Raw genomic sequence first — 24,386 nt, 5'->3', positions numbered from 1 at the left:
GCCGACACGGATGTCACTTGCGGATGACCACCAGCCCCTTGAGATATTCCCCCTCCGGGAAGGCAAGCGTCATCGGGTGGTCCGGCGCCGCGCCCAGCCGCTCCGCGATGTAGCCGTCCACGGCGGCATCGGTGCCGGCGGAGGCGACGATCTTGTGGAACAGGTCGGCCGGGATTCCTCCCGAGCACGAGAAGGTGAACAGCAGGCCGCCAGGGGCGAGCAGCTTCAGCGCGAGGCGGTTGATGTCCTTGTACGCGCGGGCGGCGCGTTCCGCGTGCGCCGCCGTAGGCGCGAGCTTCGGCGGGTCCAGCACGATGGCGTCGAAGGTCCGGCCGGCCTCCCCGAAGCGGCGCAGGCTGGCGTTGACGTCCGCATCCAGGAATTCCGCGCGCTGTGCATCGAATCCATTGAGGGCCACGTTCGCGCGCGCGCGCTCGAGCGCGGGACCGGACGAATCGATCGACATCACCTCCCCGGCGCCTCCGGCCAGTGCCGCCACGGTGAAGCCGCCCGTGTAGCAGTAGCAATTGAGCACGCGTTGCGCGCCCAGGCGCCGCACCCAGTCCGCAAACCGCGCGCGGCTGTCACGCTGGTCCAGGTAGAAGCCGGTCTTGTGGCCGCCGGCGATGTCCAGGGCGAACTTCCAGCCATGTTCCGCGATGGTCAGTTCGGTGGAACCGCTGCCGCGCAGCCAGCCGGTGGTCTCGGGCAGGCCTTCGAGCCCGCGCGCGTTCGCGTCCGAACGCTCGTACAGCTTCTGCAAGCCCGTGGCTTCCAGCAGGCCGTCGGCCAGCGCTTTCTTCCAGCGCTCGGCGCCGGCGGACAGGAATTGGGCCACCAGCGTGTCGCCATAGCGGTCGACGACAAAGCCCGGAAGGCCGTCCGATTCGCCGTGCACGAGGCGTACGCCATCGCTGCAAGGCTTAAGCCGTTGCCTTAAGGCCACGGCGTGAACCAGCCGACTGCGCAAAAAGGCCGGGTCGATGCGGTCGTTTTCCACGAAGCTCCAGCATCTCGCGCGGATCTTCGAGGCCGGACTGCAGGCCGCCCAGGCGAGGAACTGCCCCTCGTGGCTCTCCACGCGCACGGTCTCCCCCGGGTCGGCGCTGCCCTTGGCGATGGCGGAGTCGAAGATCCATGGGTGGCGTCGCAACAGCGAGCGCTCGCGTCCTGGGTGCAGGCGAAGAACTTTCATCGGGCTATTGTCGGCGCGGCCGATAAGCGTAAGAATCTGCAACAGGACATCGTCGAGGAGATACCCGTGATGGGTTCGTTCGCCCGGGGCCGCTTTTTCGCGGCAATGCTGCTGTTCCTGACGATGCTGTTGCTCGCCGGGCCCGCCGGCGCGCGCACTGTCCTCCAGCTCGATTCGGGCAACCAGCCCATCCGGATGCGGGACGCCGGCGACGCCTGGCTGGACGAAACCGGTGCCGCCACGGTCCAGAACGTTGCCACGAGCGCCAACATCCACTGGCACACGACGGCGGCGGACAACATCTACAAGCTGGCGGGTGGCAAGGCGCTGTGGATCCGCTTCACCGTCCCGCCCACCAGCACCAACGAGCGCTGGTACCTGGAAGTGATCTATCCCGGCGTCGACCGGGTGGAACTGTTCGTGCAGAACAACGCCGGCGAATGGACGTCGCGCGTCGCCGGCGACGCGGTCCCCGTGGCGAGCTGGCCGGTACCGCACCGGCACCCGGTGCTTCCGCTGCAGGTGTCGGCGACCGAACCGCGCGTGCACTACCTGCGCATCCAGAACGGCACCATCTTCGGCGCCCCGCTGGAATTCGTCAGCGAGAACTACCTGGGCTACACGGAACAGAGCGTCGCGCTCGGCCTGGGTGTCTACCTGGGCCTGGTCGTGCTGGCCGTCATCCTGGCGGGCATCGGCGGCGTGTCGCTGCAGGACCAGGGCTACTGGCTGTTCGCCCTGTCCGCCGTGATGATGTGGCTGTGCCAGGCCACGCTCACCGGCCTGGCGGGCCTGTTCCTCTGGCCGAACTGGGCCTGGTGGAACAACATGGCGCCGCAGGTCACGCCGCTGTTCGCCATCGCATCCCTGCAGGTGTTCTTCGCCGAAGTGGTCTCCTTGCGGGAACGCGGGATCATGGTGTACCGCACGCTGGTGGCCGGTGCCCTGGCGTCCATCCCGCTGGCGGTGTACCTGATGCTCACGCCCGACGTCGTGCAGCGCCTGAGCCTGATCGTTTTCTACGTCTCGGGCGCGTCCATCGCCGGCCTCGCCGTCGTCGTGTGGGCCGCGATGCGCGGCGACCGCTACGCCGTCTGGTTGCTGCTCGGCTGCCTGCCGGTGGCGGCCGGCGCCGGCTTCCCGCTCGCACGCGCGGCCGGCATCATCCCGGTGAGCTTCATGACGCAGTACGGGATGCAGATCGTCATCGCGATCGAACTGCCCGTGCTGCTGATCGTGCTGGCCCTGCGCAGCCAGCACCGCCGCGAGCACGTGCGACGCATCCAGGGCCTGGACCGCATCGACCCCGCCACCGGCCTGATCAACGCGGCGGTGTTCCACGAGCGCCTCGTGCGCCTGATCACGCGCTCGCAGCGCCTGAAGTTCCGCAGCGCCATGCTGCTGGTGGACATCGGCAACATCGACCAGATCCGCCGCCAGTTCGATCCCGACTCCGCGCGCGAGCTGACGCTGCGCGTCGCCGGCCGCCTGCTGTCGGTGGCGCGCGAGATCGACACGGTGGCGCGCCTGTCGGAGCACCGCTTCGGCATCCTGCTGGAGGGCCCGCTGCACGCCGACGAAGTGGCCGAAGCCGGGCCGCGCATCGTCGCGCGCTGCCTGATGCCCTTCAAGGGCCGGCCGCTGGAGTGGTCGGCGCACGTGCGCGTCGCGCAGGCGCTGATCCCCATGGATGGCAGCGACCCGTCGCAGCTGATCGGCCGGCTGGAAATGCTGCTGGCCAGCGCGCCCGCGGACAGCCGCCGGGCCGTGTTCATGCTGTCGAAGTCGAGCATGCCGGCGGCGCTGACCACCTGAGTCGCGACGGCGGTGGGGTCCGCCGCTTCGCTCGCTCCTCCGCTACTTCCTCTTGGCCCGCGGATGCGCCGCGTCGTAGGCCTTGGCCAGGTGCTGGAAATCCAGCCGCGTGTACACCTGCGTCGTCGCGATGTTGGCGTGCCCTAGCAGCTCCTGCACCGCTCGCAGGTCACCGCTGGACTGCAGCATGTGGCTGGCAAACGAATGCCGCAACATGTGCGGGTGCACGGGCGTGGCCAGCCCCGCCTGCAGGCTGCGCTGCTTGAGGCGCTGCCAGATCGCCTGCGCGCTCAGGCGCTGGCCGTGCCGGCCCGGGAACAGCGCGTCGTCTTTCGCCACCGGCCCCAGCGAACGCAGCGAAAGCCAGTGCCGCAGCGCCTCGACCGCCTTGCGTCCCACCGGCACGGTGCGGCGCTTGCCGCCCTTGCCCAGCACGTGGGCCTCGCCGGCGTCCAGGTCCACCCACCCCTTGGCGGCCGAACTCGCCTGCGCGTCGAGCCCCACCAGTTCGCCCACGCGCAGGCCGCAGCCATAGAGCAGTTCCACGATGGCGCCGTCGCGCGCTTCCATCCAGGGATCCGCCTCGTCCGCGCTGAACTCCGCGAACTGCACGGCGTCATCCACGCTCAGGGCCTTGGGCAAGGGCTTGGGCGCCTTGGGCGCGCGCACGTCCTGCACCGGGTTGGCCTTGACCAGTCCTTCGCGGCCCAGCCAGCTGTAGAAGCCGCGCCAGCCCGAGAGGATCAGCGCAATGCCGCGCCCGGAACGGCCGCCACCGTGCATCTGCGCCACCCAGCGGCGCACGTGCGCGTTCTGCACGGCAAGCAACGGCACGCCCGCCTTGGCGGCGTTCTCGGCCAGCTTCTGCAGGTCCAGCGTGTAGAGCGCCAGGGTGCGCGGCGCGAGCCGCTTCTCGACGCGCACGTGTTCGAGGTAACGCCCGACCAGTGCCGCGTCGTCCATCGCGTTCAGCGCGGGCGCAGCCGCGAGAGCGCCGCGCTCGCGAGTTCGGCGATGCGCTCCAGGAAGTCGGTCGCGTAGCCGGACTGGAAGCGCTGCGGGTCGGGCGAGGCCAGCACCAGCATGCCGAAGGCCGGCCCCGAGCCGTTGGCCGCGCCCTCGCGCAGCGCGATCAGGGCGATCGACATCGCCGTGGACGGATCCGGCAGCCAGCCCACCGCCTCGATGCCGGACACGACGCCGCAATAAGGCTGCGTGAGCGACGAGGCGAAGCTCTTCGCGTCCTCGCTGACGCCCTGCGCGAAGGGCTCCTGCGCATAGCGGGCGTCCACGTCCCAGACCTTCAGCGCGACCTGCGGCACCACGAACTGCTGCTGCAGCTCCGTCAGCAGCGTCGCGGGGAGCGCGCGCGTGGACTGCACCAGCAGCAGGGACTTCGCCCAGCGGTGGATCCGGTCCGAGATCACCATGTTCTCGTTGCCGTGCCGCACCATGTCCATGATGCGGTGCTCCAGCGCCTTGATCTTTTCCCGCAGCATCTCGGCCTGCCGCTCCTGCAGGCTCACCGCGCGGTTGCCGTGCGGGCTGGTCAGGTGCACGGAGGCGAGCAGCTCCGCGTGCCGCTCGAAGAAAGCGGGGCTGTTCGCCAGGTAGTTGGCGATGTCGTCTTCCGTGATCGGATTCATGGGGTTCAAGACCGTCCTCATTCCTGCATTTCGATTTCGCCTTCGAACACCGTCACCGCGGGGCCCGTCATCAGCACTGGCGCGTCGCCGCCCGCCCACTCGATGGTCAGCAGGCCGCCGCGCGTCTCCACGTCCACGCGCGCATCCAGCTTGCCCAGGCGAATGCCCGCCACCACCGCGGCGCAGGCGCCCGTGCCGCAGGCGAGCGTCTCGCCGGCACCGCGCTCATACACGCGCAACCTGATCCGGTCGCGGTCCACCACCTGCATGAAGCCGGCGTTCACCCGCTTCGGGAAGCGCGAGTGGTGCTCGATCAGCGGCCCTTGCGCGGCCACGGGCGCGCGGTCCACCTCGGGGACGACCTGCACCGCGTGCGGGTTGCCCATGGACAGCACCGCCAGCGACACCAGCTGCGACTCGGCATGCGTGCCCAGCGCCAGGTGCCAGGTCTGCCAGCCGCCTTCCTTGTGCGGGCTGAGGCCGGCAGCGTCGAAGGGAATCTGCGCCAGCTCGAAGACCGGCCGCCCCATGTCCACGGTCACGCGCCCGTCCGGGTTCAGCCGCGGCTCGATCACGCCCGAGAGCGTCTGCACCCGGATGCGATCGCTGCGCGCCAGGCCCTTGTCCGCCACGTAGCGCGCGAAGCAGCGCGCGCCGTTGCCGCACTGCTCCACCTCGCCGCCGTCGGCGTTGTGGATCACGTATTCGAAGTCCACGCCCGGCGCGGGGCTGGGGCGCACCGACAGGATCTGGTCGGCGCCGACGCCGAAGTGCCGGTCGGCCAGGCGCCGGTACTGCTGCGGCGACAGGCCCAGGCGCTCGCGCGTTTCGTCGAGCACGACGAAGTCGTTGCCCGCTCCCTGCATCTTGGTGAAACGGATGCGCATGCGGCGATTATCCGCGCAGACGCTCCAGCGCGCGATCCACGAAGAACAGGCGGTCCTGTCCCCAGAAGCGTTCGGACTGGCCATGGATGATGAAGGTGGGCGCCCCGAACACGCCCAGGCGCTCCGCCTCCTCGCTGTAGGCCTGGTACTGCCGCAGCACCGCCGGTGCGCGCTCCAGCGCCTGCAGCGCCTTGCCGTCGTAGCCGTTCTCCTCGGCGATCGCGATGCGCACCTCGGGCCGCGAGGTGTCGCGTTCCTCGGCCCACAAGGCGCGCAGCAAGGCGTGCGAGAGCACGAAGGCGTCCAGCCCCTGCTGTTGCGCGGCGATCACCATCCAGCCGGCGTACTTGTTCCAGTCCTTGTCCTCCACCGCGTAGCGCGGGTAGTGCTTCGGCTGGGTCACGATGGGCATGCCGAGGAACTGTCCCCACCGGACCAGTTCCTCGTCGTGGTAGGTCCGGCGCGGCTCGGGACGCGTGCGGATCGGGATGCCGCCGGTCTTGGGGATGACGGCCTGGAAGTCGTAGGGCTTGAGCTCCAGCTTCACCTTGTGCCGGCGCACGATGTCCTGCAGCTGGGGCCCGGCAAAATAGGCCCACGGCGATGACAGGCTGTAATAGCAGTCCAGTTGAATCGTCATCCGCGAATTATCTGCCGTGATCCCTGCCTCCCCCGCATTGCCGCCGGTGCCCCCACAGTCGCTCGCCAGCCCCCGTGACGATGCCGCGCTGGCGCGGCTCGCGCGCGACGCGAAAGCCGACCTCGCGCGCCTGAACTTCCCGCCCGCCAACTGGGTGCCTGCCGCCAGCGCGCCGGACGGCAGCCCCGTCCTCGACGTGCTCGTGGCCGGCGCCGGCATGTGCGGCCAGACCGCGGCCCATGCCTTGCTGCGCGAAGGCGTCGCCAACCTCCGCGTGATCGACCGGGCCGCGCGGGGCGAGGAAGGACCGTGGGGCACGTACGCGCGCATGCTCACCCTGCGCAGCCCCAAGCACCTGACCGGGCCCGACCTGGGCGTGCCCTCGCTCACCTTCCGCGCCTGGTACGAGGCGCAGCACGGCGACTGCGGATGGGACGCGCTGCACAAGGTGGGACGGCTGGACTGGCGCGACTACCTGCTGTGGGTGCGGGACACCTTGGGTCTCGCGGTGGACAACGGCGTCGCGCTGGCGGAAGTACGCGACCGGGACGGACTCCTGCACGTGCGGCTCGTGTCCGCCGGCGGCGAGGAGCACGTGTGGGCGCGCAAGATCGTGCTGGCGCTGGGCCGCGACGGCAGCGGCGCGCCGCGCTGGCCGGAGTTCCCCTCGCTGCGGCGGGACGACCCGCTCGGCGCCGGTCGCGTCTTCCATTCCGCCGACGCGATCGATTTCGAGGCGCTGCGTGGCAAGCGCGTGGGCGTGCTGGGCGCGGGCGCGTCCGCCTTCGACAACGCAGCCTGCGCGCTGGAAGCCGGGGCGAAGGTGGACCTGTTCGCGCGCCGGCCCTTCCTGCCGCAGGTGAACAAGAGCAAGTGGACCTCGTTCGCGGGGTTCTTTCGTGGCTACGAGGCGCTGGACGACGCGCGCAAGTGGCGCTTCTACACCTACATCTTCGACGAGCAGGTGCCGCCGCCCTGGGAGACCGTGCGGCGCTGCGACGCGCAGGCCGCCTTCACGCTGCGCCTGGGCACGCCGTGGACCGACGTCCAGCCGGCGCAGGACGGCGTGCTGGTCACGACGCCCGGCGGCAGCGAGCGCTTCGACGCCGTCATCTTCGGCACCGGCTTCGACGTGGACCTGCTGGACCGCCCAGAGCTCGCGCGCTACACCGGCGCCATCGACACCTGGGCGAACCACGTGAGCGCTGAAGAGGTCCAGCGCCATGCGGAGGCGGCGCGCTTTCCCTATCTCGGCTCCGGCTTCGAGCTGCGCGCGCGCGGCGAGGCGCACCGCGCGGCACTGCAGAACCTGCACCTGTTCAACTGGGGCAGCACCATGAGCCACGGCGCGCTGGCCGGCGACATCCCCGGCCTGGCGATCGGTGCCGGACGCCTGGCCCAGTCCATCGCCCGCGACCTGTTCGTCGCCGACGCGGACCTGCACTGGGAGCGCCTGCAGGCGCTGGAGGAGCCGGAGCTGCTGTCGACGAAGTGGTACGTGCCGCCGCAGGAGCGGCGCTGAGCCGGATGGATCCCGGCTCGACGCCGGGAGGACACGCTTTTTTCAGTCGATCGACACGTTCGCCGCCTTCACCACCTCCGCCCACTTCTGGCGGTTCGCGTGGACCGTGGCCTTGAACTGTTCCGGCGTCTCCAGCCGGATCGAGTTGCCCATGCTCTCCAGCTTGCCCTTGACTTCCGGCTGCTGCAGCACCTGGCGCACCGCGGCATTGAGCTTCGCCACGATCGCCGCGTCCGTGCCCTTGGGCGCGAACAGCGCGAACCAGGTGGAGCTGTCGAAGCCCTGCGTGCCGGGCAGTCCGCTCTCCGCGATCGTCGGCACGTCCTGCACCGCGGGGACGCGCTTGCCGGTGGTGACGGCCAGCAGGCGCACCTTGCCGGCCTTGGCGTGCGGCAGCACCGTCTGCACCTGGTTCATGATGCAGCAGGTCTCGCCCTTGAGCACCGCCTGGATCGCCTCCGGCCCGCCCTTGTAGGGCACGTGCACCATGTTCAGGCCCAGCTTCGCGTTCATCTCGGCGAAGGCCATGTGCGTGCCGGTGCCGTTGCCGGTGGAGGCGTAGTTGTACTTGCCGGGATTGGCGCGCACGACCTCCGCGAACTCCTTGAGCGTCTTCACGTTGATCACCTCGGGGTTGATCGTGAGCACGTTGGAGACGTCGTTGATCGGCGACACGGGGACGAAGTCCGCCTCCACGTCGAAGGGCAGCTTCTTGTACAGCGCGGCGTTCACGCCGTGCGTTGCCGCGGTGCCGAACAGCAGCGTGTAGCCGTCCGGCCTGGCGCGCGAGACGTACTCGCTCGCGACGTTGCCCGCCGCGCCCACCTTGTAGTCGATGATGACCGGCTGGCCCAGCACCTTGCCCAGGGGTTCCTGGATCAGTCGGCCGACCACGTCCACGCCGGAGCCGGCGGGAAAGGTCATGACGATCGTCACGGGGTGCTGCGGCCAGTCGGTGCCGTTCTGCGCCCGGGCCAGGGGCGCCAGCGCCAGGCCGGCCAGGGTGAGGGCCGCGGCGCGGCGCAGGAAGGAAATCTTTTTCATGCGAGGGACTCCGGATGCGGGACGCTGCATTGTGGCAACCCGCTTGGATCGTTTCCAGCATGAGCTTATGCTGGCTCCATGCGCATCCCCGACTGGACCCCCGACCGCAAGCCGCAACCGCAGGACCTGGTGCAGGCCATCCTGGACCGCCGCGGCGGCGAGCTCCTCAACCTCGACCGCGCCCTGCTCTGGAGCGAACCGCTGGCGCGGGGCTGGAACACCTACCTGAAGGCCGTACGCACCGGCCTGGGCGCCAGCCGCCAGTTGCGCGAGCTGGGCATCTGCACGGTGGCGCTGATCACGGGCGCGCACTACGAGTACCACCACCACGCGCCGGACTTCCTCGCGGCCGGCGGCCGGCAGGCGAGCCTGGACGCGCTGCAGGCCTGGGTGCGCGCGGGCGCGCAGGCCGAGCCCCCCGGCCTGGCCGGCGACGAAGCCCTGGTGGCGCGCTACGCCGCGCAGATGACGCGCGACGTGAAGGTGGAAGACGCGCTGTCCGCGCGCATGCAGCAGCGCTTCGACACCACGGAACTGGTGGAGATCACCGCAGCGATCGCGACCTACAACATGGTGGCGCGGTTCCTGGTGGCGCTGGGCGTCAATCCCGAGGACTGACGCCCTCCCCCGTCCTTCCCGCCCGCGCGGAGAGGACGAACTATTCCGCCTTGATGTTGTTCTCCTTGACCACCACCGCCCAGGTATCGACCTGCTGGTCGATGAAGGCGCGGGCGGCCTCGGGGGTGCCGCCGACGATCGTCATGCCCTGGCCTTGCAGCTTGCCCGCGATCTCCGGCACCTTCAGGGCCTTGTTGATCTCGTCGTTCATGCGCCGCACGATCTCGGGCGCCACCTTGGCCGAGGTGAGCACGCCCCACCAGGCCGGCGCATCGAAGCCCGCGTAGCCGCTCTCCGCCACCGTGGGCACGTCCGGCAGGTCCGGCGAGCGCTTGCTGGTGGTGACCGCGAGCGGGCGCAGGCGCTTGCTGTCGATGTGCGGCTTGGTGACGACGATCGAGGCCACCGAGAGCGGCACGTGTCCCGCCACCGCGTCCTGCATCAGCGGGCCACCGCCCTTGTAAGGCACGTGGGTCCATTCCAGTCCGCCGCTCTTGCCCAGCAGCGCCATGGCCAGATGGCCCAGGCTGCCCGAGCCCACGGTGCCGAAACTCACGGTCTTCCTGGCCTTGGCCGCAGCGACGACGTCGGCGAAGCTCTTGTACTCGGACGCCACCGGCGTGGCGATCACCATGGGCGCCGTGCCGAGCAGCGCGACCGGCGCGAGGTCCTTCCTGGTGTCGTACGGCAGGTTGGGGATCAGGCTGGGGTTGACGCCATGGGTGTCGAAGACCACCGCGTAGGTGTAGCCGTCCGGCGCCGCGTGCGCCACGGCGGCGGTCCCGATGGAGCCGGAGGCGCCGACCTTGTTCTCCACGATCACGGTCTGCCCGAGCTGCTGCGTCAGTTGGGTCGCCAGGATGCGCGCGACCTGGTCCACCGAGCCGCCGGGCGGGAACACGGCCACCAGCCGGACCGGCTGGCGCTTGGGCCAGTCGCCCGTCTGGGCCTGTACCGGGAGCGCGCCGGCGGCGACGAGGGCCAGCGCCAGGAGGAAGCTGCGAGTGTTCATCGTGTCTCCGCGTGATGTAATCGCCCGCATGGTAAGAGCCACCCAGCTGCTGCATCCTCAGCGAGAACCCGCGGTGCCGCGCCCGGCCGCCACCGTCCTGCTGCTGCGCGACACGACGGCAGGCCTGGAAGTGCTGATGACGCGCCGCTCGGCGACGGCGAGCTTCGCGCCCGGCGCCTACGTCTTCCCCGGAGGCGGCATCGATGCGGCGGATGCCCAGGCGCACGCGCTGGCCGCACGCCGTCCCACGCAGCCCGAGGCAGCCCTCACCCAGGCCATCGCGGCGATCCGCGAGAGCTTCGAGGAGCTGGGCGTGCTGCTCGCCCGCCACGCCGACGGCCGCCCCGTGGCTGCCGACGACATCGCCGCGTTCGACCGCAAGGCGCCTTTCGCGCAGCAGGTGCGCGAGCGCGGACTGGTGCTCGCCGCCGACCAGGTGCACGTGCTCGCGCACTGGATCACCGACCGCGACCTGCCGCGCCGCTTCGACGTGCCGTTCCTGGTGGCGCGCATGCCGGAAGGCCAGTCGCCGGTGGCCGACGAGGCGGAACAGTTCGAGCCCGCCTGGGTGCGCCCGGCGGACGCGCTCGCGCGCCACCAGGCCGGCCAGTTCTTCATGATCTTCCCCACCATCCGCACGCTGGAGCGGCTGGCGAAGTTCGCCACCGTGGATGCGGTGCTCGCGGCCTGTGCCAGCGAGCAGCCGTTGTGGACCAGCTGCCCGCGCGCCGGCTTCCTGCAAGGGGCCGAGGCCCGCTTCATGGAGCACGAGTCGGCCTACGGCGAGCTGGCGCTCGTCTGCCCGGACGGGCAGCTGCGGCACGCGCTGGACTGGCAGACGGAGCAGCCGGTCGCGCTGCTGAAGAACGTCTCGCGCATGACGGCGCCCAATCCCGGCGTGATGACCGGCCCCGGCACCAACAGCTACATCGTGGGCGACCCGGACACGGGCTACATCGTCATCGACCCGGGCCCGGAAGACCCCGAGCACCAGCACAGGCTCTGGCGTGCCACCAACGGCGACATCCGCATGATCGTGTGCACGCACTCGCACGCGGACCATTCGCCGGGCGCGCGGCCGCTGCAGGCGCTGTGCCGCGTGCAGCCGCCGATCCTCGGCCTGCCCTCGGCACCCACCGCGCGCCCGGCCAGCCATTTCGTGCCGGACCGCGTGCTGGCGGAGGGCGAGCTGCTCACGCTGGAAGGCAACGGCCGCACGCACAGCCTTCAGGCGATCCACACCCCCGGCCACGCGGCCAACCACGCCTGCCTGGTGCTGGTCGAGGATGGCCTGCTGTTCTCGGGCGACCACATCCTCAATGGCAGCACCACGGTGGTCGACCCGCCGGACGGCGACATGAGCGCCTACCTCGATTCGCTCGATCGCCTCTCCGCCGCCTGTGACGAATTTGGCATCGCCTTCATCCTGCCGGCGCACGGCCACGTGCTGGGGTTCGCCAGGCAGGCGATCGCGATGCTCAAGGCGCACCGCCTCCAGCGGGAAGCGCGCATCCTCGCGGCCATGCGCCAGCGGCCCGCCGGCACCCTGGACGACTGGGTGGAGATCGCCTACGCGGACGTGCCGCCCCGCATGTGGCCCGTCGCCAAGCGTTCGCTGCTGGCGCACGTACAACGCATCGAGGCGCTGCAACTGGCCGGCTGAGAGTCCCGCCGCTACACTGCCCCGAAACGAGGGGATTGGGATGCAGGACCCGAAGGCGCCCGCGCGCGCCGAGATCACGGCCTACCCGCTGGAGTTCACGGGCGCGGGCGGCGAATACTTCCGCGTCTGGATCGTCAACGTGCTGCTGTCCATCGTGACGCTCGGCTTCTACACGCCGCTGGCCCGGCGCCGGACCGCGCAGTACTTCTACGGCCACACCCTGGTGGCCGGCAGCCCGCTGGAGTTCACCGCGCAGACCAAGCGCATGCTGGTCGGCTTCGTGCTGTTCGTGGCGCTCTATGCCGCCATGAAGATCGCGTCGCAGACCGGGCAGGACACCGTCGTAGCGGTGATGCTTCTCGGCGGCGCTGCGCTGGCGCCGTACTTCTGGGCGAGCGCCATGCGCTTTCGCTTCAACGCGACGCGCTGGCGCGGCGTGCGGCTGCAGTTCGCCGCCGGCTGGGGCGAGGTCTACCGGGCCAGCCTGCCGGCCTTCCTGTTCGCGCTGGTCTGCCTGGGCGGCCTGGCCCAGATCGGCATGCTCGCCGAGGGCGAGCGCGAGGGCGCGGCGCCCCTGGCCCTGCTCGTGGGCGTCTCGGCGGCGGTGATCAGCATCCTGTGCGCGATCCGCCTCGAATACAACTACAAGAGCCTGATGGTGGCGCGCGGCCGCATCGGCGGCCAGCCCGGGCGCTGGAAGCCCCAGTTCTGCGACTTCGTGCGCATCTGGGGGGCCACGATGGGCGTGTTCCTCGCCGCCTTGCTGCTCGTGAGCGCTGGCGTCGGGGCGGCACTCGGGGGGTCCTTCGCGATCATGAAGAACATGAAAGGCGGCGGCTTCATGGCGATGCTGATGATGGCGGCGCTCTTCGTGGGGTCCGTCTTCCTGCTGTTCCTCATCTCCGCTCCCGCGCGCGCCTACCGCGAAGCGCGCATGTTCCAGCTCGTGTGGAACAACATCGGCGTCAGCCAGGTGGCGCGCTTCAAGTGCCGGCTGCGGCCCTGGCGCTACGTCGGCCTGCGCGTGAAGAACGTCTTCCTGTCGCTGCTGACTCTCGGTTTCTACCGGCCCTTCGCGCGCGTGAGCGAATACCGCATGAAGGCCGAATCGGTCACCCTGCACGTCAAGGGTGGCCTCGACCAGCTCGCCGGCCAGCTCGCGCGCGAGGAACTGGCCGTGGGCGACGCGATCGCCGACGCGGTCGGCCTCGAGCTCGTGGGCTGAGCATGCCCCTGCCCGGACTCTGGTTCGACGGCCGCACGAGTGGCGCCCGCCCGGTGCAGGTACGGCTGCAGCCGGCAGCGGGCGGCCCGTCGCTCGCCTTGCAGGCGGCCGACGGCGAATCGCTGGTCCTGACGCACAAGCAGGTGCTGTGGCCGGAGCGCTGGAGCGCCAGACGCATGCCGCGCAAGGTGCTCGTGGACCTCGGGGCGCGTGGCAGCCTGGAGATCGCCGATCCGGCGGGCTGGGAGCAGGAGCTTTCCGCGGCCGGCCACCAGGCGACGGTCGCCACGCGCATGCAGACGCGCTGGACCACCTTCGTGCTGGTGCTGGTCGCGGTGGCGGGCCTCATGCTCGCGCTCTACCGCTGGGGGACCCCCTGGGCCGCAACCCAGCTCACGCGCCAGGTGCCCCTGTCCTGGGAAACGGATCTGTCCCTGCGCGTGCTGCGCGACATGGACGCGCGCTGGCTGAAACCGAGCAAGCTCCCTGCGGCCAGGCAGGCGGCGCTGCGGGCGCGCTTCGATGCGCTGGCGACCCAGCTGCCGGCGGAGCTGCGCCGCTACCGCGCCTACCAGCCGCGCCTGGAGCTGCAGTTCCGCAGCGGCATGGGCAGCAACGCCTTCGCCCTGCCCGGCGGCACCATCGTGGTCACCGACGGCATCGTGGCGCTCGCCGACAAGAACCAGCTTGGCGACGAGGCCCTCGCCGGCGTGCTCGCGCACGAGATGGGGCACGTGCTGCACCGGCACGCCACGCGGCTGGTCGTCGAACAAGGCGTGCTGAACGTGGGCCTGGGCCTGGCCCTGGGCGACGTCTCGTGGCTGGCGTCCGTCGGCGGCTCGATGCTCACGGGCCTGTCCTACCGGCGCAACCACGAGATAGAGGCGGACTGCTTCGCCGTGGCGCTGATGGCGCGCACCGGCGGCAAGACCGCGCCGATGGCCGACCTGCTGATGAAGATGGACCGGGGCGCCAGGCCGGGCCAAAGCGCGGGCTGGAGCGAGCTCCTGAGCAGCCACCCGGCCACCCCGCAGCGGGCGGAGGCCCTCCAGCGCGGCGAGGCCGCCTGCCGGTGACGCCGCGCAGCGATCGCGCCATGCTGGGATAATCCCGCCTGTGAAGCACGCCAGGCCGTCGCTGGTGCAATCGCCGAAAGGCCGCACTGGAGGAACGTCCGGACTGCACAGGGCAGCGTAGCAGGTAACACCTGTCCACCGCGAGGTGAGGATCAGAGCAACAGAGACGAGTCCCGTGGGTTCGCGCAAGCGGCCATGCGGGGGTGAAACGGGCAATCTCTACGCGCAGCAATACCAAATAGGCCAGCATTGACGTGGTCCCGCGGAGCTGGCGGGTAGGTAGCACCGAGCCGTGGGGGCGACTCCCGGCCCAGAAGAATGACGGTCACGCCTGGGCGACCAGGCGCACAAGATCCGGCGTATCGGCGGGCTTCACACTTTATTCGCGCCAGCAGAAAGGCCGCCCTCAGGCGGCCTTTTTCATGGCGGCTTCGGCTCAGGCCGCAGCGTTCTGCAGCGCCGAGATCCGCTCCTCGATCGGCGGGTGTGTGGAGAACAGCTTGCCCACGCCGGAGGTGATGCCGAAGGCCTGCAGGCCCTTGGGCAGCTCGCCGGGGACCATGCCGCCCAGGCGGGCCAGCGCATTGATCATCGGCTGCCGGCGCCCCATCAGCTGCGCGGCGCCGCGGTCGGCGCGGAACTCGCGCTGGCGCGAGAACCAGGCCACGATGATGGCGGCCAGGAAGCCGAACACGATGTCCAGCACGATGGTGCTGATCATGTAGCCGATGCCGGGGCCGGAGCGCTGCTCGCCGCGCGACAGCCAGCTGTCCACCAGGTAGCCGATCACCCGCGAGGCGAACACCACGAAGGTGTTCATCACGCCCTGGATCAGCGTCATGGTGACCATGTCGCCGTTGGCGATGTGCGCCACCTCGTGGCCGATCACGGCCTCGACCTCCTCGCGCGTCATGCCTTGCAGCAGGCCAGTGGACACCGCCACCAGCGCGCTGTTCTTGAAGGCGCCGGTCGCGAAGGCATTGGGCTCGCCCTGGAACACGCCCACTTCCGGCATGCCGATGCCGGCCTGGTCGGCGAACTTGCGCACCGTGTTCACGATCCAGGCCTCGTCGGGGCCCTCGGAGCCGGTGATCACCTGCACGCCCGAGCTCCACTTGGCGATCGGCTTGGACAGCAGCAGCGAGATGATGGCGCCGCCGAAGCCCATGATGAAGGAGAACACCAGCAGCGCGCCCAGGTTCAGGCCGTTGGCGGTGAGGTAGCGGTTGACCCCCAGCAGGCTCGCGACGAAGCCGAGGACGACGACCACGGCGAGGTTGGTTGCCAGGAAGAGGAGGATGCGTTTCATTGTTTGGAAGCTCCGAAGGGTGGATGACATGCACCCTCGCGCGCAAGATGTGGTTGCGCCAACCGGAAATCAAGAGCGCGAAGGACCCGCGGACGTTGTTGTTGTAGTGGCTTCTGGCGTCTTGCGTGGACGGAATACGAGGGAGTCATCATAAAAGGAAAAGTTCTCGTTCCCGGGCCACCAGCCGGGAACGCCCAGGACCGGCAGCGGCGTGAAAGGCTTGGCGGCAAGGGCAGGCGCGGTGCAGCGTGCGGCCAGCCAGGCGTCCGCGACCGCTCCTGAATCCAGAGCAGCATTCGCCCGCCACACATGGGCCGTGAAGCCTTTGCGCGGCATGGCCAGCTGCTCCAGCAGGGCATGTCCGAAGATCCACAAGCGCGCTTGGCGCCACAGCGGGCGCAAGTCGACGAACAGCCGCCGCCATTCCCGCGCTTGCAGCGCTTCCCACAGCGCCGGGGGAGCCTGCAGCAGCGCGCCGTTCTCGTCGAACACGGTGATCGCGTCACGCACGGGCCCCCGCCGCGCCCCGACGCCGTCGCGCGCGATCACCGCGGCCTGCAGCCGGTTCAGCGCCGCCTTGGCAAGCGGGAAGGCATGCCAGACCAGGCCGTTGAAGAAATCGTGCAGGCCGGGCCGCACGGGGCACTGGCCGGTTTCGAAGATGAACTGCTCGTAAGGGATTCCGGGCGGGAGCTGCTCCTGCGGCACGAAGCGCACCGGGGCGCCCGGCGTCGCCAGCGCTTCGTGCGGCGGCGCACCGGCCGCCATGCGCGCCGCGGCCGGCTCGCCCGTGCCGCGCCAGGGCGCGTACCAGGGCTGCCGCCAGTCCACGCCGGGGTGCACTCAGGTCTTTCCCCGGCGCGCCCGTTTTGCCCGCACCGAGACGCTCGATTTCCCCTCGTCGGCCAGCTCGAACAGGTCGGTGGCGGCCAACAGCTTCGTCAGCGTCGAATAACCGTAGTTGCGGTGGTCGAACGAGGCCTGGTTGCCGATCTGCTGGCGCACGGCGTTCACCCGCGCCCATCCTTCGTCGTCGGCCGCCGACAGCACCGCGTTGCGCAGCAGGTTGACCAGCTTGCGGTCCTGCCGCAGTTCGCCCGCCGACATCCGCAAGGGCTGGGTGCGCTCGGCATCGCCGGCATCCGTGTCCGCATCGTTCTCGTTCGGGCGCAGTTCGTCCAGGAACAGGAAGCGCGAGCAGGCGTTGACGAAGGGCTCCGGCGCCTTGCGCGCGCCGAAACCGTAGACGGCCGCGCCCTTGGCCCGCAGGTGCATCACCAGCGGCGTGAAGTCGGCGTCGGACGAAACGATGCCGAAAGCGTCGGGGCGGTCGGAGTACAGCAGGTCCAGGGCATCGATCACCATCGCCATGTCGCTGGCGTTCTTGCCCTTGCTGTAGTCGAACTGCTGCATGGGGCGGATGGCGTGCTCGTGCAGCTGCTCCTCCCAGCCCTTGAGTTCGTTCTTCTTCCAGTTGCCGTAGGCCCGGCGCACGTTGGTCTCGCCGAACGTGGACAGCTCGTTGAGGATCAGCCCGATCTTGGACGCCGGCGAATTGTCGGCGTCGATCAGCAGCGCGACGCGCGGCTTGCCGTTCATGCCACCACCCGCCACGGCAGCGTCTCCCCGCCCCGCAAGGGCTTGAGCTGCGCTTCGCCGAAAGGCACGCTCTCGGGCAACTGCCAGGCCTCCTTCTTCAGCGTGAGCTTGCCGGTGTTGCGCGGCAAGCCGTAGAAGTCGGCGCCGTGGAAGCTGGCGAAGCCTTCCAGCTTGTCCAGCGCGCCGACGCTGTCGAAGGCTTCGGCGTAGAGCTCCATCGCGGACAGCGCGGTGTAGCAGCCGGCGCAGCCCAGGGCATGCTCCTTCAGGACGGCGGGGTGCGGTGCGCTGTCGGTGCCGAGGAAGAACTTCGGGCTGCCGCTGGTCGCCGCTGCCACCAGGGCCTGCCGGTGCACCTCGCGCTTGAGCACGGGCAGGCAGTAGTAGTGCGGGCGGATGCCGCCGGTGAAGATGGCGTTGCGGTTGTACAGGAGGTGGTGCGCGGTGATCGTGCCCGCGGTGTAGCGGTCGGCGTCACGCACGTACTGCACCGCCTCCTTCGTGGTCATGTGCTCCACCACGATCTTCAGCTCGGGGAAGTCGCGCCGCAGCGGCTTCAGCTGCGTTTCCAGGAACACCGCTTCGCGGTCGAAGATGTCGACCGCGGGATCGGTCACTTCGCCGTGGACCAGCAGCAGGATGCCTTCGCGCTGCATGGCTTCCAGCGTGCGGTAGGTCTTGCGGATGTCGGTGACGCCGGCGTCGCTGTTGGTCGTGGCCCCGGCGGGGTACAGCTTCACGGCCACGACACCGGCGGACCGGGCGCGCGCGACCTCCTCCGGCGCCAGCTTGTCGGTGAGGTACAGCGACATCAGCGGCTCGAAGGACTGGCCCTGGGGCACGGCGGCCAGGATGCGGTCACGGTAGGCGCTCGCCAGGGCCGCGGTGGTCACCGGCGGCCGGAGGTTGGGCATGATCAGCGCCCGGCCGAACTGGGCCGCCGAGTGCGGCACCACGCAAGCCATGGCCGCCCCGTCGCGCACGTGCAGGTGCCAGTCGTCCGGGCGGGTGATGGTGAGGGTCTGGGACATCCGCCTATTGTCCCACCCGCTGCCGGAGGCAGCGGGCCAAGCCCGCTCAGTGGCTGAGGATCTTGTTCAGGAAGTCCTTGGTGCGCGGTTGGCGCGCATCCGCATTCCCGAAGAACTCTTCCTTCGAACAGTCCTCCAGGATCTTGCCGCCCACGTCGATGAAGATCACGCGGTTGGCCACCTTGCGGGCGAAGCCCATCTCGTGCGTGACCACCATCATGGTCATGCCTTCCTTGGCCAGGCCGACCATCACGTCCAGCACCTCGCCCACCATCTCGGGATCGAGCGCCGAGGTGGGCTCGTCGAACAGCATGACGATGGGGTCCATGGACAGGGCGCGGGCGATCGCCACGCGCTGCTGCTGGCCGCCGGAGAGCTGGCCGGGGAACTTGTCCTTGTGCGCCATGAGGCCCACGCGGTCCAGCATCTTGAGGCCGCGCGCCAGGGCTTCGTCCTTGCTGCGTCCCAGCACCTTGATCTGCGCGATCGTCAGGTTCTCGGTCACCGACAGGTGCGGGAACAGCTCGAAGTGCTGGAACACCATGCCGACGCGGCTGCGCAGCTTGGACAGGTTGGTCTTGCCGCCGACCTGGATGCCGTCGACGAAGATCTCGCCCTTCTGGATCGGCTCCAGCCCGTTCACGGTCTTGATCAGCGTGGACTTGCCCGAGCCCGAAGGCCCGCACACCACCACCACGTCGCCCTTGTTGATCTTCACGTTGCAGTCGTTGAGCACCTGCACCGGGCCGTACCACTTGGACACGTGCTGGATGTCGATCATGGAATGTTGGTCGCTCATGCGGGGGTCCTCAGCGAATGATGGCGATTTTCAGCTGCAGGCGCTTGACGAGCCACGACAGCGTGAAGCAGATGATGAAGTAGAAGACGGCGGCGAGGATGTAGCTCTCGCGCGGGTGGCTCAGGTTGTTGCCGGCCACCGTGAAGCCATGCAGCATGTCGTGCGCCGTGATGATGTACACCAGCGAGGTGTCCTGGAACAGGATGATGGTCTGCGTCAGGAACACCGGGATCATGTTGCGGAAGGCCTGCGGCAGGATCACCAGCCGCATGTTCTGCGCATAGCTCATGCCCAGCGCCTGCCCGGCGAACACCTGGCCGCGCGCGATGGACTGGATGCCGGCGCGCACGATCTCGGAGAAGTACGCGGCCTCGAAGGCGATGAAGGTGATCACCGCCGTCATCTCCGCGCCGATCGGCCGGCCGATGATGAAGGGCACCAGCAGGAAGAACCACAGCAGCACCATCAGCAGCGGGATGGACCGCATGCCGTTGACGTAGATCGCCGCGGGGATGTCGAGGAACTTCACGCCCGACAGGCGCATCAGCGCCAGCACCGTGCCGAAGACGATGCCGCCCACGGTGGCGACCGCCGTGAGCGCAAAGCTGAAGTACATCCCGGTGAGGATGTACGCGCGGAACACCTCGCCGGTGAAGAAGGAGAAGTCGAGCACCTGCATCTCAGTGGCCACCCGTGACGTTGGCGACGAAGCCCGGCACGCGCACCCGCTTCTCGATGAAGGCCATGATCCGGTTGATCGTGAGCGCGGAAATGACGTACAGGGCGGTGACGGCCATGTAGACTTCGATGCCGCGCGAGGTCTCCTCGCCCACCTGCTGTGCGAAGAAGGTCAGCTCGGTGATCGACACCGCGAAGGCGACCGAGGAGTTCTTGAAGATGTTCATCGCCTCGCTGGTGAGCGGGGGGATGATGATGCGGTAGGCCATGGGCAGCAGCACGTAGCGGTAGTACTGCGGCGTCGTGAAGCCCAGGGCCATGCCCGCGTAGCGCTGTCCGCGGGGCAGTGCCTGGATGCCGGCGCGCACCTGTTCGGCGATGCGCGCGGACGTGAAGAGGCCCAGGCCCGCCACCACCAGCACCAGCTTGGGCGTGTCGGCGAAGACCGGGACGAGCACCGGCATCACGTGGTACCAGAGGAAGATCTGCACGAGCAGCGGGATGTTGCGGAACAGCTCCACCCACCAGTTGCCCACGCGCGTGAGCCAGGGGCTGTCCGGGAGCGTGCGGATCGTGCCGACGATCGAGCCGACCACCAGGGCGACCACCAGCGAGAGCGCCGCCACCAGCACCGTCTGGCCCCAGGCCGAGAGCAGCCAGTCCAGGTACGTCTGCGTGCCGGTCGCGCCGCCGGTGCCGAAGCACCCCTTGACCGCCGTGCGCTCGATCGTGTCCTGGCAGAAGATCTGCCATTCGAGGGCCATCCGCTCCTCCTTCTTGTTCTTGGAAACCGGCCGCCTGGTCCAGGCGGCCGGCGGGGTTCAGCTCAGGGCTGGTTGTTGAACGCTTCGGCCGGCTTGTCGTTCGGGTTCTTCACCAGGTCGGTCAGGATCTTGCCCATGGGCAGGTTGACGCTGGTGTTCTTCGGCGGGATCGGCTGCTGGAACCACTTGGTGTACAGCAGCTTGAGCTCGCCGTCCTTCATCGCCTTGCGGATGTAGTCGTCCACCGCCGCCTTGAACTTCGGGTCGTCCTTGCGGATCATGATCGCGATCGGCTCGACGTTCAGCGTCTCGCCCACGATCTGGAAGTTCTTGGGGTTCTGCGAACCGGCGATCAGGCCGGCCAGGATGTTGTCGTCCATCACGAAGGCGTCGGCACGGCCGGACTCCAGCAGCAGGAAGCTGTCGGCGTGGTCCTTGCCGTAGACCTCCTTGAACTGGATGCCCTGGGCGCGCTTGTTCTTGCGCAGCAGCGCCACGGAGGTGGTGCCGGTGGTGGTGGCGACGGTCTTGCCGTTGAGGTCCGCCACCGACTTGATCTTGGAGTCGGCCTTCACGGCGGTGCGCACTTCGGTCACGTAGGTCGTGAGGGCGAAGGACACATCCTTCTGGCGGGTCTCGTTGTTGGTGGTCGAGCCGCACTCGATGTCCACGGTGCCGTTCTGCACCAGCGGGATGCGGTTGGCGGAGGTGACCGGCACGTATTCGACCGGCACGCCCGGCAGCACGGACTTCAGGATGCGCTGGCACAGTTCCACGTGGTAGCCGGTGAACTGGCCGCCGCCCAGCGTGTACGCCAGGGGTGCGGAGGATTCACGGGTGCCCATCACGACCTTGCCGGCGGCCTTCGCCTTGGCCAGGGTGTCGTTGGCCTGCGCGTGGGCGCCCAGGGCGACAGCGGTCAGGGCCAGGGACAGCCAGAACTTCTTTTTCATTCAAATCTCCTGTGTCGAAGCGCGTTGCAACAAATGGCAAACCGAAATTCTAGGCGGGCTCGCGCGCCGGCAGGCCCACCCTTCAGCGCCCGTCAGCTTAGGGCCTGGGGAAGCCGACAGTAAGCAGGGTTTATGCCCGGTGGCATGCCACCGTTGCAGGGCGCCGCAGCCGTCAGCTTTTCGGCAGCGACGACCCCGCTTCGCCGGTGGCCAGGAAGGTCCACAGCGCCTGCGCGGTGCCCTTGGGCTGCTGGCGGCCGCCGGGGCGCTCGCGGTAGGCACGCACGTCCATGGTGATCTGCAGGCCGGCCAGGTCGGCGGGCGTCGGGCTCACCATCGTGTGCGCGCGCAGCTCCTTGCGCACGGCGCTATGGGGCAGGAAGGCGATGCCGTGGCCTTCGAGCGCCATCACCTTGAGGCCTTCGGCCATGTCCGTTTCGTAGACGCGATCCAGGTGGATGGCCGTGCCGGACTGCTTGAGCAGCGCCTCGGTCACCTGCCCCAGGTAAGCGCCCGGCGCGTAGCCCAGATAGGGCAAGGGGTGCGTGGGACGGCCGGGAAGGCGGAACAAGGGCTCCCCCCGCTCGTCCGGCTTGCAGTACGGGGCGAGCGTCTCCGTGCCCAGCGTGACCATCTCGTAGCGGTCCGCATCGAGCTGCAAGGGCTGCGACGGGTGGTGGTAGGCGATCAGCACGTCGCAGCTGCCCTCGACCAGGCGCATGGCCGCGTCGTGCACGTTCATGGCGATCAGCCGGCTCTTGATCGGGCCGAATTTCTCGCGCAGGCTGGACACCCAGGCGGGGAAGAAGGTGAACGCCAGCGTGTGCGGCACGGCGAACTCGATCACGTCCTGGCCGGCGGCCGCATGGCCGCGCAGCATGGCGCGCGTGTTGTGCAGCGCCTGCAGCATCTCCAGCGACTGCGCGTACAGCGTCTCACCGGCCGGCGTGAGCCGCGTCGGGTAGGAGCTGCGGTCCACCAGGTCCGTCCCCGCCCAGGCCTCCAGCGCCTGGATGCGGCGCGAGAAGGCAGGCTGCGTCACGTGCCGCAGTTGCGCGGAGCGGCTGAAGCTGCGGGTCTCCGCCAGGCTGACGAAATCTTCCAGCCACTTGGTTTCCATGGCCGGGGATTATGGGGCGCTCGGCGGTGGGCAACGCGACCCCACCGTTCCGCCGCCCTCACCGCAACCTTGTCCGCGCCAACCGCTTCGCATTGGCCGTCGCCTTCCTGTGCACCGGGGCCATCCCATGCGACAGCAGCGCCTGGGCATCGATCAGCGGCACCCTCGCCCCTTGCAAGGCGGCGATCCACGATTTCTGCACCGACGCCAGCATCGCCCATCCCATCGCGAACCAGGACTGCCAGAAGGCATGCACCTTCTCCTGCGCCATGCCGTGGAACTCGCGCCGGTCCCGCGCATTCGGCAGCGGGCCGGCCAACGCCATGCGGGTCAGGCGGTGCGCCACCACCTGCGGCACGGCGACCGCGAGTTCGGAGGCCTGGCGGGCCAGGGGCTGGTGCTTGCGGGTGCGGCGGCTCTGGGTCATGCGGCCATTCTGGTCGCGCTACGGCACCGCGCCTGTAGTCACGCTTCCTCAATTCGCCGGCGCGCCGGGCGGACCCTTCAGTTCGACCGTGTTCCCTTCCGGGTCGCTGAGGTACAGCGAAGGACCCTGCCCCTCCGCACCAAAACGCTGCGCCACCGCGCCGGGCTCGACGCCGTGCGCACGCAGGTGGGCGCGAATCTCTTCCGCGTCCCAGGGATCCACGCGCAGGCAGAAATGATCCAGGTTGCGGCCTTTGCGCCCCGGTGGCGCGCCCCCGGCGCGGCCGAGCTCGCTGTCCACCGGCACCAGGTCGATCAGGCCACGGCCGGCCCGCAACTGCACCAGCTGGATGCGCTCGTCGATGCGGTGCACGGGGCAGCCCAGCACCTCGCCGTAGAAGCGGACCATGCTGTCCACGTCCCGCACGCGCAGCACCAGGTGGTCGATCTCGCGAATGTGCAGCATGGCGGTCCTTTCAGAATGCGACGAGATGGGCGGACACCTCGCGCCCGGCGATGCGCAGCTCGCCCGCGGAAATCGGCAGCGTGAAGCGCCGCGGGCCGGCGCTGCCCGGGTTGACGTACAGCACGCCGTCACGCTCCTGCACCTGCGGCTTGTGCGAGTGCCCCGTCACCACGACCCGCACCCCCTGGGGCAGCTCCAGGTCCTGGATGTCGTGCACCACGTGGACGGCGACCTCCCCGAAGCGCACGGTCTCCGCGTGCGGCAGCGGCTGCGCCCAGGGGCCCCGGTCGTTGTTGCCGCGCACGACGGTCAGCGGCGCGATGTCACGCAGGGCGGCCACCACCGCTTCGCCGCAGATGTCGCCGGCGTGCACGATGTGGTCGGCGCCGCGCAGGTACGCCAGCAGCTCGGGGCGCAGCAGGTTGTGGGTGTCGGACACGAGGCCGATGCGAAGGGGACGCACGCCCCGATGCTAGCCGTGCGCGGCGTCCAGTGCGGAGACGATGCGCTGCCGGGCGACCGCCAGGCGCTCCGGATGGGTCTTCTGCAGGCGCGCGAGCAGCCCGTCGATCTGCTCGAGCACGTCGATGGCATCGCGCTCCTTCACCTCCTCGATGCGCAGCTGGATCTCGCGCAGGCGCTGCAGGGACTTGCGGCCCTGCGCGGTGGCGGGCGGCGTCTGCGCCGCCAGGTCCACGATCACCTCGGTGAGCAGGCCGAGCTGGCGGCCGTAGCTCGCCACCTCGAACGCCTTGCGTTCGATGGCCGGATCGCCCGATTCCGGCGCGATGCCGTCGAAGAACCAGCTGGTGCTGGGCTCGATGCGCTGCGCCACGCTGCCGCCGAAAGGCATGGTGAGCTGCGGCGCCCACAAGAAGAACCACGGGAACATGGGCCG

26 protein-coding genes and 1 other RNA gene are annotated in these 24,386 nt (G+C 69.4%); 7 read left to right on the top strand and 20 right to left on the bottom strand.

Features of this window, described 5'->3' with window-relative positions; translation table 11 throughout:
- Positions 1-13: 13 nt before the first annotated feature.
- Positions 14-1,195: a class I SAM-dependent rRNA methyltransferase gene (locus AC3EGR_RS07655; protein ID WP_488545855.1), complete on the bottom strand. Its 1,182-nt coding sequence runs from the start codon at positions 1,193-1,195 to the stop codon at positions 14-16.
- Between the two features lie 69 nt (positions 1,196-1,264).
- Between AC3EGR_RS07655 and AC3EGR_RS07650 the strand changes: the two genes are divergently transcribed.
- Positions 1,265-3,010, top strand: coding sequence for a sensor domain-containing diguanylate cyclase (locus AC3EGR_RS07650; protein ID WP_488545854.1), 1,746 nt, complete (start codon positions 1,265-1,267; stop codon positions 3,008-3,010).
- A 42-nt stretch (positions 3,011-3,052) separates the two neighbouring features.
- Here AC3EGR_RS07650 and AC3EGR_RS07645 read toward each other — a convergent pair whose 3' ends face one another.
- Genes AC3EGR_RS07645 through AC3EGR_RS07630 form a run of 4 tightly spaced genes read right to left on the bottom strand, consistent with a single transcriptional unit; the run spans position 3,053 to position 6,183 of the window.
- The gene (locus AC3EGR_RS07645) at positions 3,053-3,973 is read right to left on the bottom strand and encodes a tyrosine recombinase XerC (RefSeq protein ID WP_488545853.1); all 921 of its coding nucleotides are present in this window, start codon (positions 3,971-3,973) and stop codon (positions 3,053-3,055) included.
- A 5-nt stretch (positions 3,974-3,978) separates the two neighbouring features.
- Positions 3,979-4,656 (bottom strand): DUF484 family protein, encoded by a 678-nt coding sequence (locus tag AC3EGR_RS07640; protein WP_488545852.1) that lies wholly within the window; start codon positions 4,654-4,656, stop codon positions 3,979-3,981.
- Between the two features lie 17 nt (positions 4,657-4,673).
- Entirely contained in the window at positions 4,674-5,543 is an 870-nt protein-coding gene (dapF, locus tag AC3EGR_RS07635; protein ID WP_488545851.1) for a diaminopimelate epimerase, read from the bottom strand.
- A 7-nt stretch (positions 5,544-5,550) separates the two neighbouring features.
- The gene (locus AC3EGR_RS07630; protein ID WP_488545850.1) at positions 5,551-6,183 is read right to left on the bottom strand and encodes a DsbA family protein; all 633 of its coding nucleotides are present in this window, start codon (positions 6,181-6,183) and stop codon (positions 5,551-5,553) included.
- 16 nt (positions 6,184-6,199) lie between these two features.
- Between AC3EGR_RS07630 and AC3EGR_RS07625 the strand changes: the two genes are divergently transcribed.
- Positions 6,200-7,705, top strand: a complete 1,506-nt coding sequence (locus AC3EGR_RS07625; protein ID WP_488545849.1) for an FAD/NAD(P)-binding protein — start codon at positions 6,200-6,202, stop codon at positions 7,703-7,705.
- A gap of 42 nt (positions 7,706-7,747) precedes the next feature.
- Here AC3EGR_RS07625 and AC3EGR_RS07620 read toward each other — a convergent pair whose 3' ends face one another.
- The gene (locus tag AC3EGR_RS07620; RefSeq protein WP_488545848.1) at positions 7,748-8,749 is read right to left on the bottom strand and encodes a Bug family tripartite tricarboxylate transporter substrate binding protein; all 1,002 of its coding nucleotides are present in this window, start codon (positions 8,747-8,749) and stop codon (positions 7,748-7,750) included.
- A 78-nt stretch (positions 8,750-8,827) separates the two neighbouring features.
- On the opposite strand from AC3EGR_RS07620, the gene AC3EGR_RS07615 reads away from it, so the two are divergent.
- Positions 8,828-9,367 (top strand): carboxymuconolactone decarboxylase family protein, encoded by a 540-nt coding sequence (locus tag AC3EGR_RS07615; RefSeq protein WP_488545847.1) that lies wholly within the window; start codon positions 8,828-8,830, stop codon positions 9,365-9,367.
- A gap of 40 nt (positions 9,368-9,407) precedes the next feature.
- Here the strand turns inward: AC3EGR_RS07615 and AC3EGR_RS07610 are convergent, their stop codons facing one another.
- A complete protein-coding gene (locus AC3EGR_RS07610; RefSeq protein WP_488545846.1) occupies positions 9,408-10,379 on the bottom strand; it encodes a tripartite tricarboxylate transporter substrate binding protein in 972 nt (323 codons plus the stop codon).
- A gap of 28 nt (positions 10,380-10,407) precedes the next feature.
- Here AC3EGR_RS07610 and AC3EGR_RS07605 point away from each other — a divergent pair, with 28 nt between their 5' ends.
- From AC3EGR_RS07605 to rnpB, 4 genes are all read left to right on the top strand, one after another.
- The gene (locus AC3EGR_RS07605) at positions 10,408-12,042 is read left to right on the top strand and encodes an MBL fold metallo-hydrolase (protein WP_488545845.1); all 1,635 of its coding nucleotides are present in this window, start codon (positions 10,408-10,410) and stop codon (positions 12,040-12,042) included.
- 40 nt (positions 12,043-12,082) lie between these two features.
- Positions 12,083-13,267, top strand: coding sequence for a YjgN family protein (locus tag AC3EGR_RS07600; RefSeq protein WP_488545844.1), 1,185 nt, complete (start codon positions 12,083-12,085; stop codon positions 13,265-13,267).
- Positions 13,268-13,269: 2 nt separating this feature from the next.
- A complete protein-coding gene (locus AC3EGR_RS07595; protein ID WP_488545843.1) occupies positions 13,270-14,343 on the top strand; it encodes a M48 family metallopeptidase in 1,074 nt (357 codons plus the stop codon).
- Between the two features lie 42 nt (positions 14,344-14,385).
- Positions 14,386-14,721: RNase P RNA component class A (gene rnpB, locus AC3EGR_RS07590), an RNA gene on the top strand.
- A 58-nt stretch (positions 14,722-14,779) separates the two neighbouring features.
- On the opposite strand, the gene htpX is transcribed toward rnpB, so the two are convergent.
- The 13 genes from htpX to AC3EGR_RS07525 form a co-directional block, all read right to left on the bottom strand.
- Positions 14,780-15,652, bottom strand: coding sequence for a protease HtpX (gene htpX, locus AC3EGR_RS07585; RefSeq protein ID WP_488545842.1), 873 nt, complete (start codon positions 15,650-15,652; stop codon positions 14,780-14,782).
- Between the two features lie 69 nt (positions 15,653-15,721).
- Positions 15,722-16,483, bottom strand: coding sequence for a DUF3025 domain-containing protein (locus AC3EGR_RS07580; RefSeq protein ID WP_488545841.1), 762 nt, complete (start codon positions 16,481-16,483; stop codon positions 15,722-15,724).
- 12 nt (positions 16,484-16,495) lie between these two features.
- Positions 16,496-17,251 carry an NYN domain-containing protein gene (locus tag AC3EGR_RS07575; protein WP_488545840.1) on the bottom strand — a complete coding sequence of 252 codons (756 nt, stop codon included), beginning with the start codon at positions 17,249-17,251 and terminating at the stop codon, positions 16,496-16,498.
- Positions 17,248-18,282 carry a dihydroorotase gene (gene pyrC, locus AC3EGR_RS07570; protein WP_488545839.1) on the bottom strand — a complete coding sequence of 345 codons (1,035 nt, stop codon included), beginning with the start codon at positions 18,280-18,282 and terminating at the stop codon, positions 17,248-17,250. Before pyrC ends, AC3EGR_RS07575 begins: the two co-directional genes overlap by 4 nt.
- Positions 18,283-18,328: 46 nt before the next feature.
- Positions 18,329-19,063 (bottom strand): amino acid ABC transporter ATP-binding protein, encoded by a 735-nt coding sequence (locus AC3EGR_RS07565; protein ID WP_488545965.1) that lies wholly within the window; start codon positions 19,061-19,063, stop codon positions 18,329-18,331.
- A 28-nt stretch (positions 19,064-19,091) separates the two neighbouring features.
- Complete coding sequence (locus tag AC3EGR_RS07560) at positions 19,092-19,760, bottom strand: amino acid ABC transporter permease (protein WP_488545838.1); 669 nt, start codon at positions 19,758-19,760, stop codon at positions 19,092-19,094.
- A gap of 1 nt (position 19,761) precedes the next feature.
- Complete coding sequence (locus AC3EGR_RS07555; protein ID WP_488545837.1) at positions 19,762-20,523, bottom strand: amino acid ABC transporter permease; 762 nt, start codon at positions 20,521-20,523, stop codon at positions 19,762-19,764.
- Between the two features lie 62 nt (positions 20,524-20,585).
- Positions 20,586-21,476, bottom strand: coding sequence for an amino acid ABC transporter substrate-binding protein (locus tag AC3EGR_RS07550; RefSeq protein WP_488545836.1), 891 nt, complete (start codon positions 21,474-21,476; stop codon positions 20,586-20,588).
- Between the two features lie 172 nt (positions 21,477-21,648).
- Complete coding sequence (locus AC3EGR_RS07545) at positions 21,649-22,596, bottom strand: LysR substrate-binding domain-containing protein (protein WP_488545835.1); 948 nt, start codon at positions 22,594-22,596, stop codon at positions 21,649-21,651.
- 58 nt (positions 22,597-22,654) lie between these two features.
- Entirely contained in the window at positions 22,655-23,023 is a 369-nt protein-coding gene (locus AC3EGR_RS07540; protein ID WP_488545834.1) for a polyhydroxyalkanoate granule-associated phasin, read from the bottom strand.
- Between the two features lie 48 nt (positions 23,024-23,071).
- The gene (locus AC3EGR_RS07535) at positions 23,072-23,488 is read right to left on the bottom strand and encodes a VOC family protein (RefSeq protein ID WP_488545833.1); all 417 of its coding nucleotides are present in this window, start codon (positions 23,486-23,488) and stop codon (positions 23,072-23,074) included.
- Between the two features lie 10 nt (positions 23,489-23,498).
- A complete protein-coding gene (locus AC3EGR_RS07530; protein WP_488545832.1) occupies positions 23,499-23,951 on the bottom strand; it encodes a metallophosphoesterase family protein in 453 nt (150 codons plus the stop codon).
- 9 nt (positions 23,952-23,960) lie between these two features.
- The gene (locus AC3EGR_RS07525) at positions 23,961-24,380 is read right to left on the bottom strand and encodes a hypothetical protein (RefSeq protein ID WP_488545831.1); all 420 of its coding nucleotides are present in this window, start codon (positions 24,378-24,380) and stop codon (positions 23,961-23,963) included.
- Positions 24,381-24,386 lie beyond the last annotated feature (6 nt).

The sequence above is a fragment of the Ramlibacter sp. G4-7 genome (assembly GCF_057784995.1).
This window is presented reverse-complemented; position numbering and strand designations above follow the sequence as displayed.

Bases quoted from the DNA above. Each gene is read 5' to 3' on its own strand.
- AC3EGR_RS07655 (WP_488545855.1), bottom strand. From the start codon at position 1,195: ATGAAAGTTCTTCGCCTGCACCCAGGACGCGAGCGCTCGCTGTTGCGA.
- AC3EGR_RS07650 (WP_488545854.1), top strand. From the start codon at position 1,265: ATGGGTTCGTTCGCCCGGGGCCGCTTTTTCGCGGCAATGCTGCTGTTC.
- AC3EGR_RS07645 (WP_488545853.1), bottom strand. From the start codon at position 3,973: ATGGACGACGCGGCACTGGTCGGGCGTTACCTCGAACACGTGCGCGTC.
- AC3EGR_RS07640 (WP_488545852.1), bottom strand. From the start codon at position 4,656: ATGAATCCGATCACGGAAGACGACATCGCCAACTACCTGGCGAACAGC.
- dapF (WP_488545851.1), bottom strand. From the start codon at position 5,543: ATGCGCATCCGTTTCACCAAGATGCAGGGAGCGGGCAACGACTTCGTC.
- AC3EGR_RS07630 (WP_488545850.1), bottom strand. From the start codon at position 6,183: ATGACGATTCAACTGGACTGCTATTACAGCCTGTCATCGCCGTGGGCC.
- AC3EGR_RS07620 (WP_488545848.1), bottom strand. From the start codon at position 8,749: ATGAAAAAGATTTCCTTCCTGCGCCGCGCCGCGGCCCTCACCCTGGCC.
- AC3EGR_RS07615 (WP_488545847.1), top strand. From the start codon at position 8,828: ATGCGCATCCCCGACTGGACCCCCGACCGCAAGCCGCAACCGCAGGAC.
- AC3EGR_RS07610 (WP_488545846.1), bottom strand. From the start codon at position 10,379: ATGAACACTCGCAGCTTCCTCCTGGCGCTGGCCCTCGTCGCCGCCGGC.
- AC3EGR_RS07605 (WP_488545845.1), top strand. From the start codon at position 10,408: ATGGTAAGAGCCACCCAGCTGCTGCATCCTCAGCGAGAACCCGCGGTG.
- AC3EGR_RS07600 (WP_488545844.1), top strand. From the start codon at position 12,083: ATGCAGGACCCGAAGGCGCCCGCGCGCGCCGAGATCACGGCCTACCCG.
- AC3EGR_RS07595 (WP_488545843.1), top strand. From the start codon at position 13,270: ATGCCCCTGCCCGGACTCTGGTTCGACGGCCGCACGAGTGGCGCCCGC.
- htpX (WP_488545842.1), bottom strand. From the start codon at position 15,652: ATGAAACGCATCCTCCTCTTCCTGGCAACCAACCTCGCCGTGGTCGTC.
- AC3EGR_RS07575 (WP_488545840.1), bottom strand. From the start codon at position 17,251: ATGAACGGCAAGCCGCGCGTCGCGCTGCTGATCGACGCCGACAATTCG.
- pyrC (WP_488545839.1), bottom strand. From the start codon at position 18,282: ATGTCCCAGACCCTCACCATCACCCGCCCGGACGACTGGCACCTGCAC.
- AC3EGR_RS07565 (WP_488545965.1), bottom strand. From the start codon at position 19,063: ATGATCGACATCCAGCACGTGTCCAAGTGGTACGGCCCGGTGCAGGTG.
- AC3EGR_RS07560 (WP_488545838.1), bottom strand. From the start codon at position 19,760: ATGCAGGTGCTCGACTTCTCCTTCTTCACCGGCGAGGTGTTCCGCGCG.
- AC3EGR_RS07555 (WP_488545837.1), bottom strand. From the start codon at position 20,523: ATGGCCCTCGAATGGCAGATCTTCTGCCAGGACACGATCGAGCGCACG.
- AC3EGR_RS07550 (WP_488545836.1), bottom strand. From the start codon at position 21,476: ATGAAAAAGAAGTTCTGGCTGTCCCTGGCCCTGACCGCTGTCGCCCTG.
- AC3EGR_RS07545 (WP_488545835.1), bottom strand. From the start codon at position 22,596: ATGGAAACCAAGTGGCTGGAAGATTTCGTCAGCCTGGCGGAGACCCGC.
- AC3EGR_RS07540 (WP_488545834.1), bottom strand. From the start codon at position 23,023: ATGACCCAGAGCCGCCGCACCCGCAAGCACCAGCCCCTGGCCCGCCAG.
- AC3EGR_RS07535 (WP_488545833.1), bottom strand. From the start codon at position 23,488: ATGCTGCACATTCGCGAGATCGACCACCTGGTGCTGCGCGTGCGGGAC.
- AC3EGR_RS07525 (WP_488545831.1), bottom strand. From the start codon at position 24,380: ATGTTCCCGTGGTTCTTCTTGTGGGCGCCGCAGCTCACCATGCCTTTC.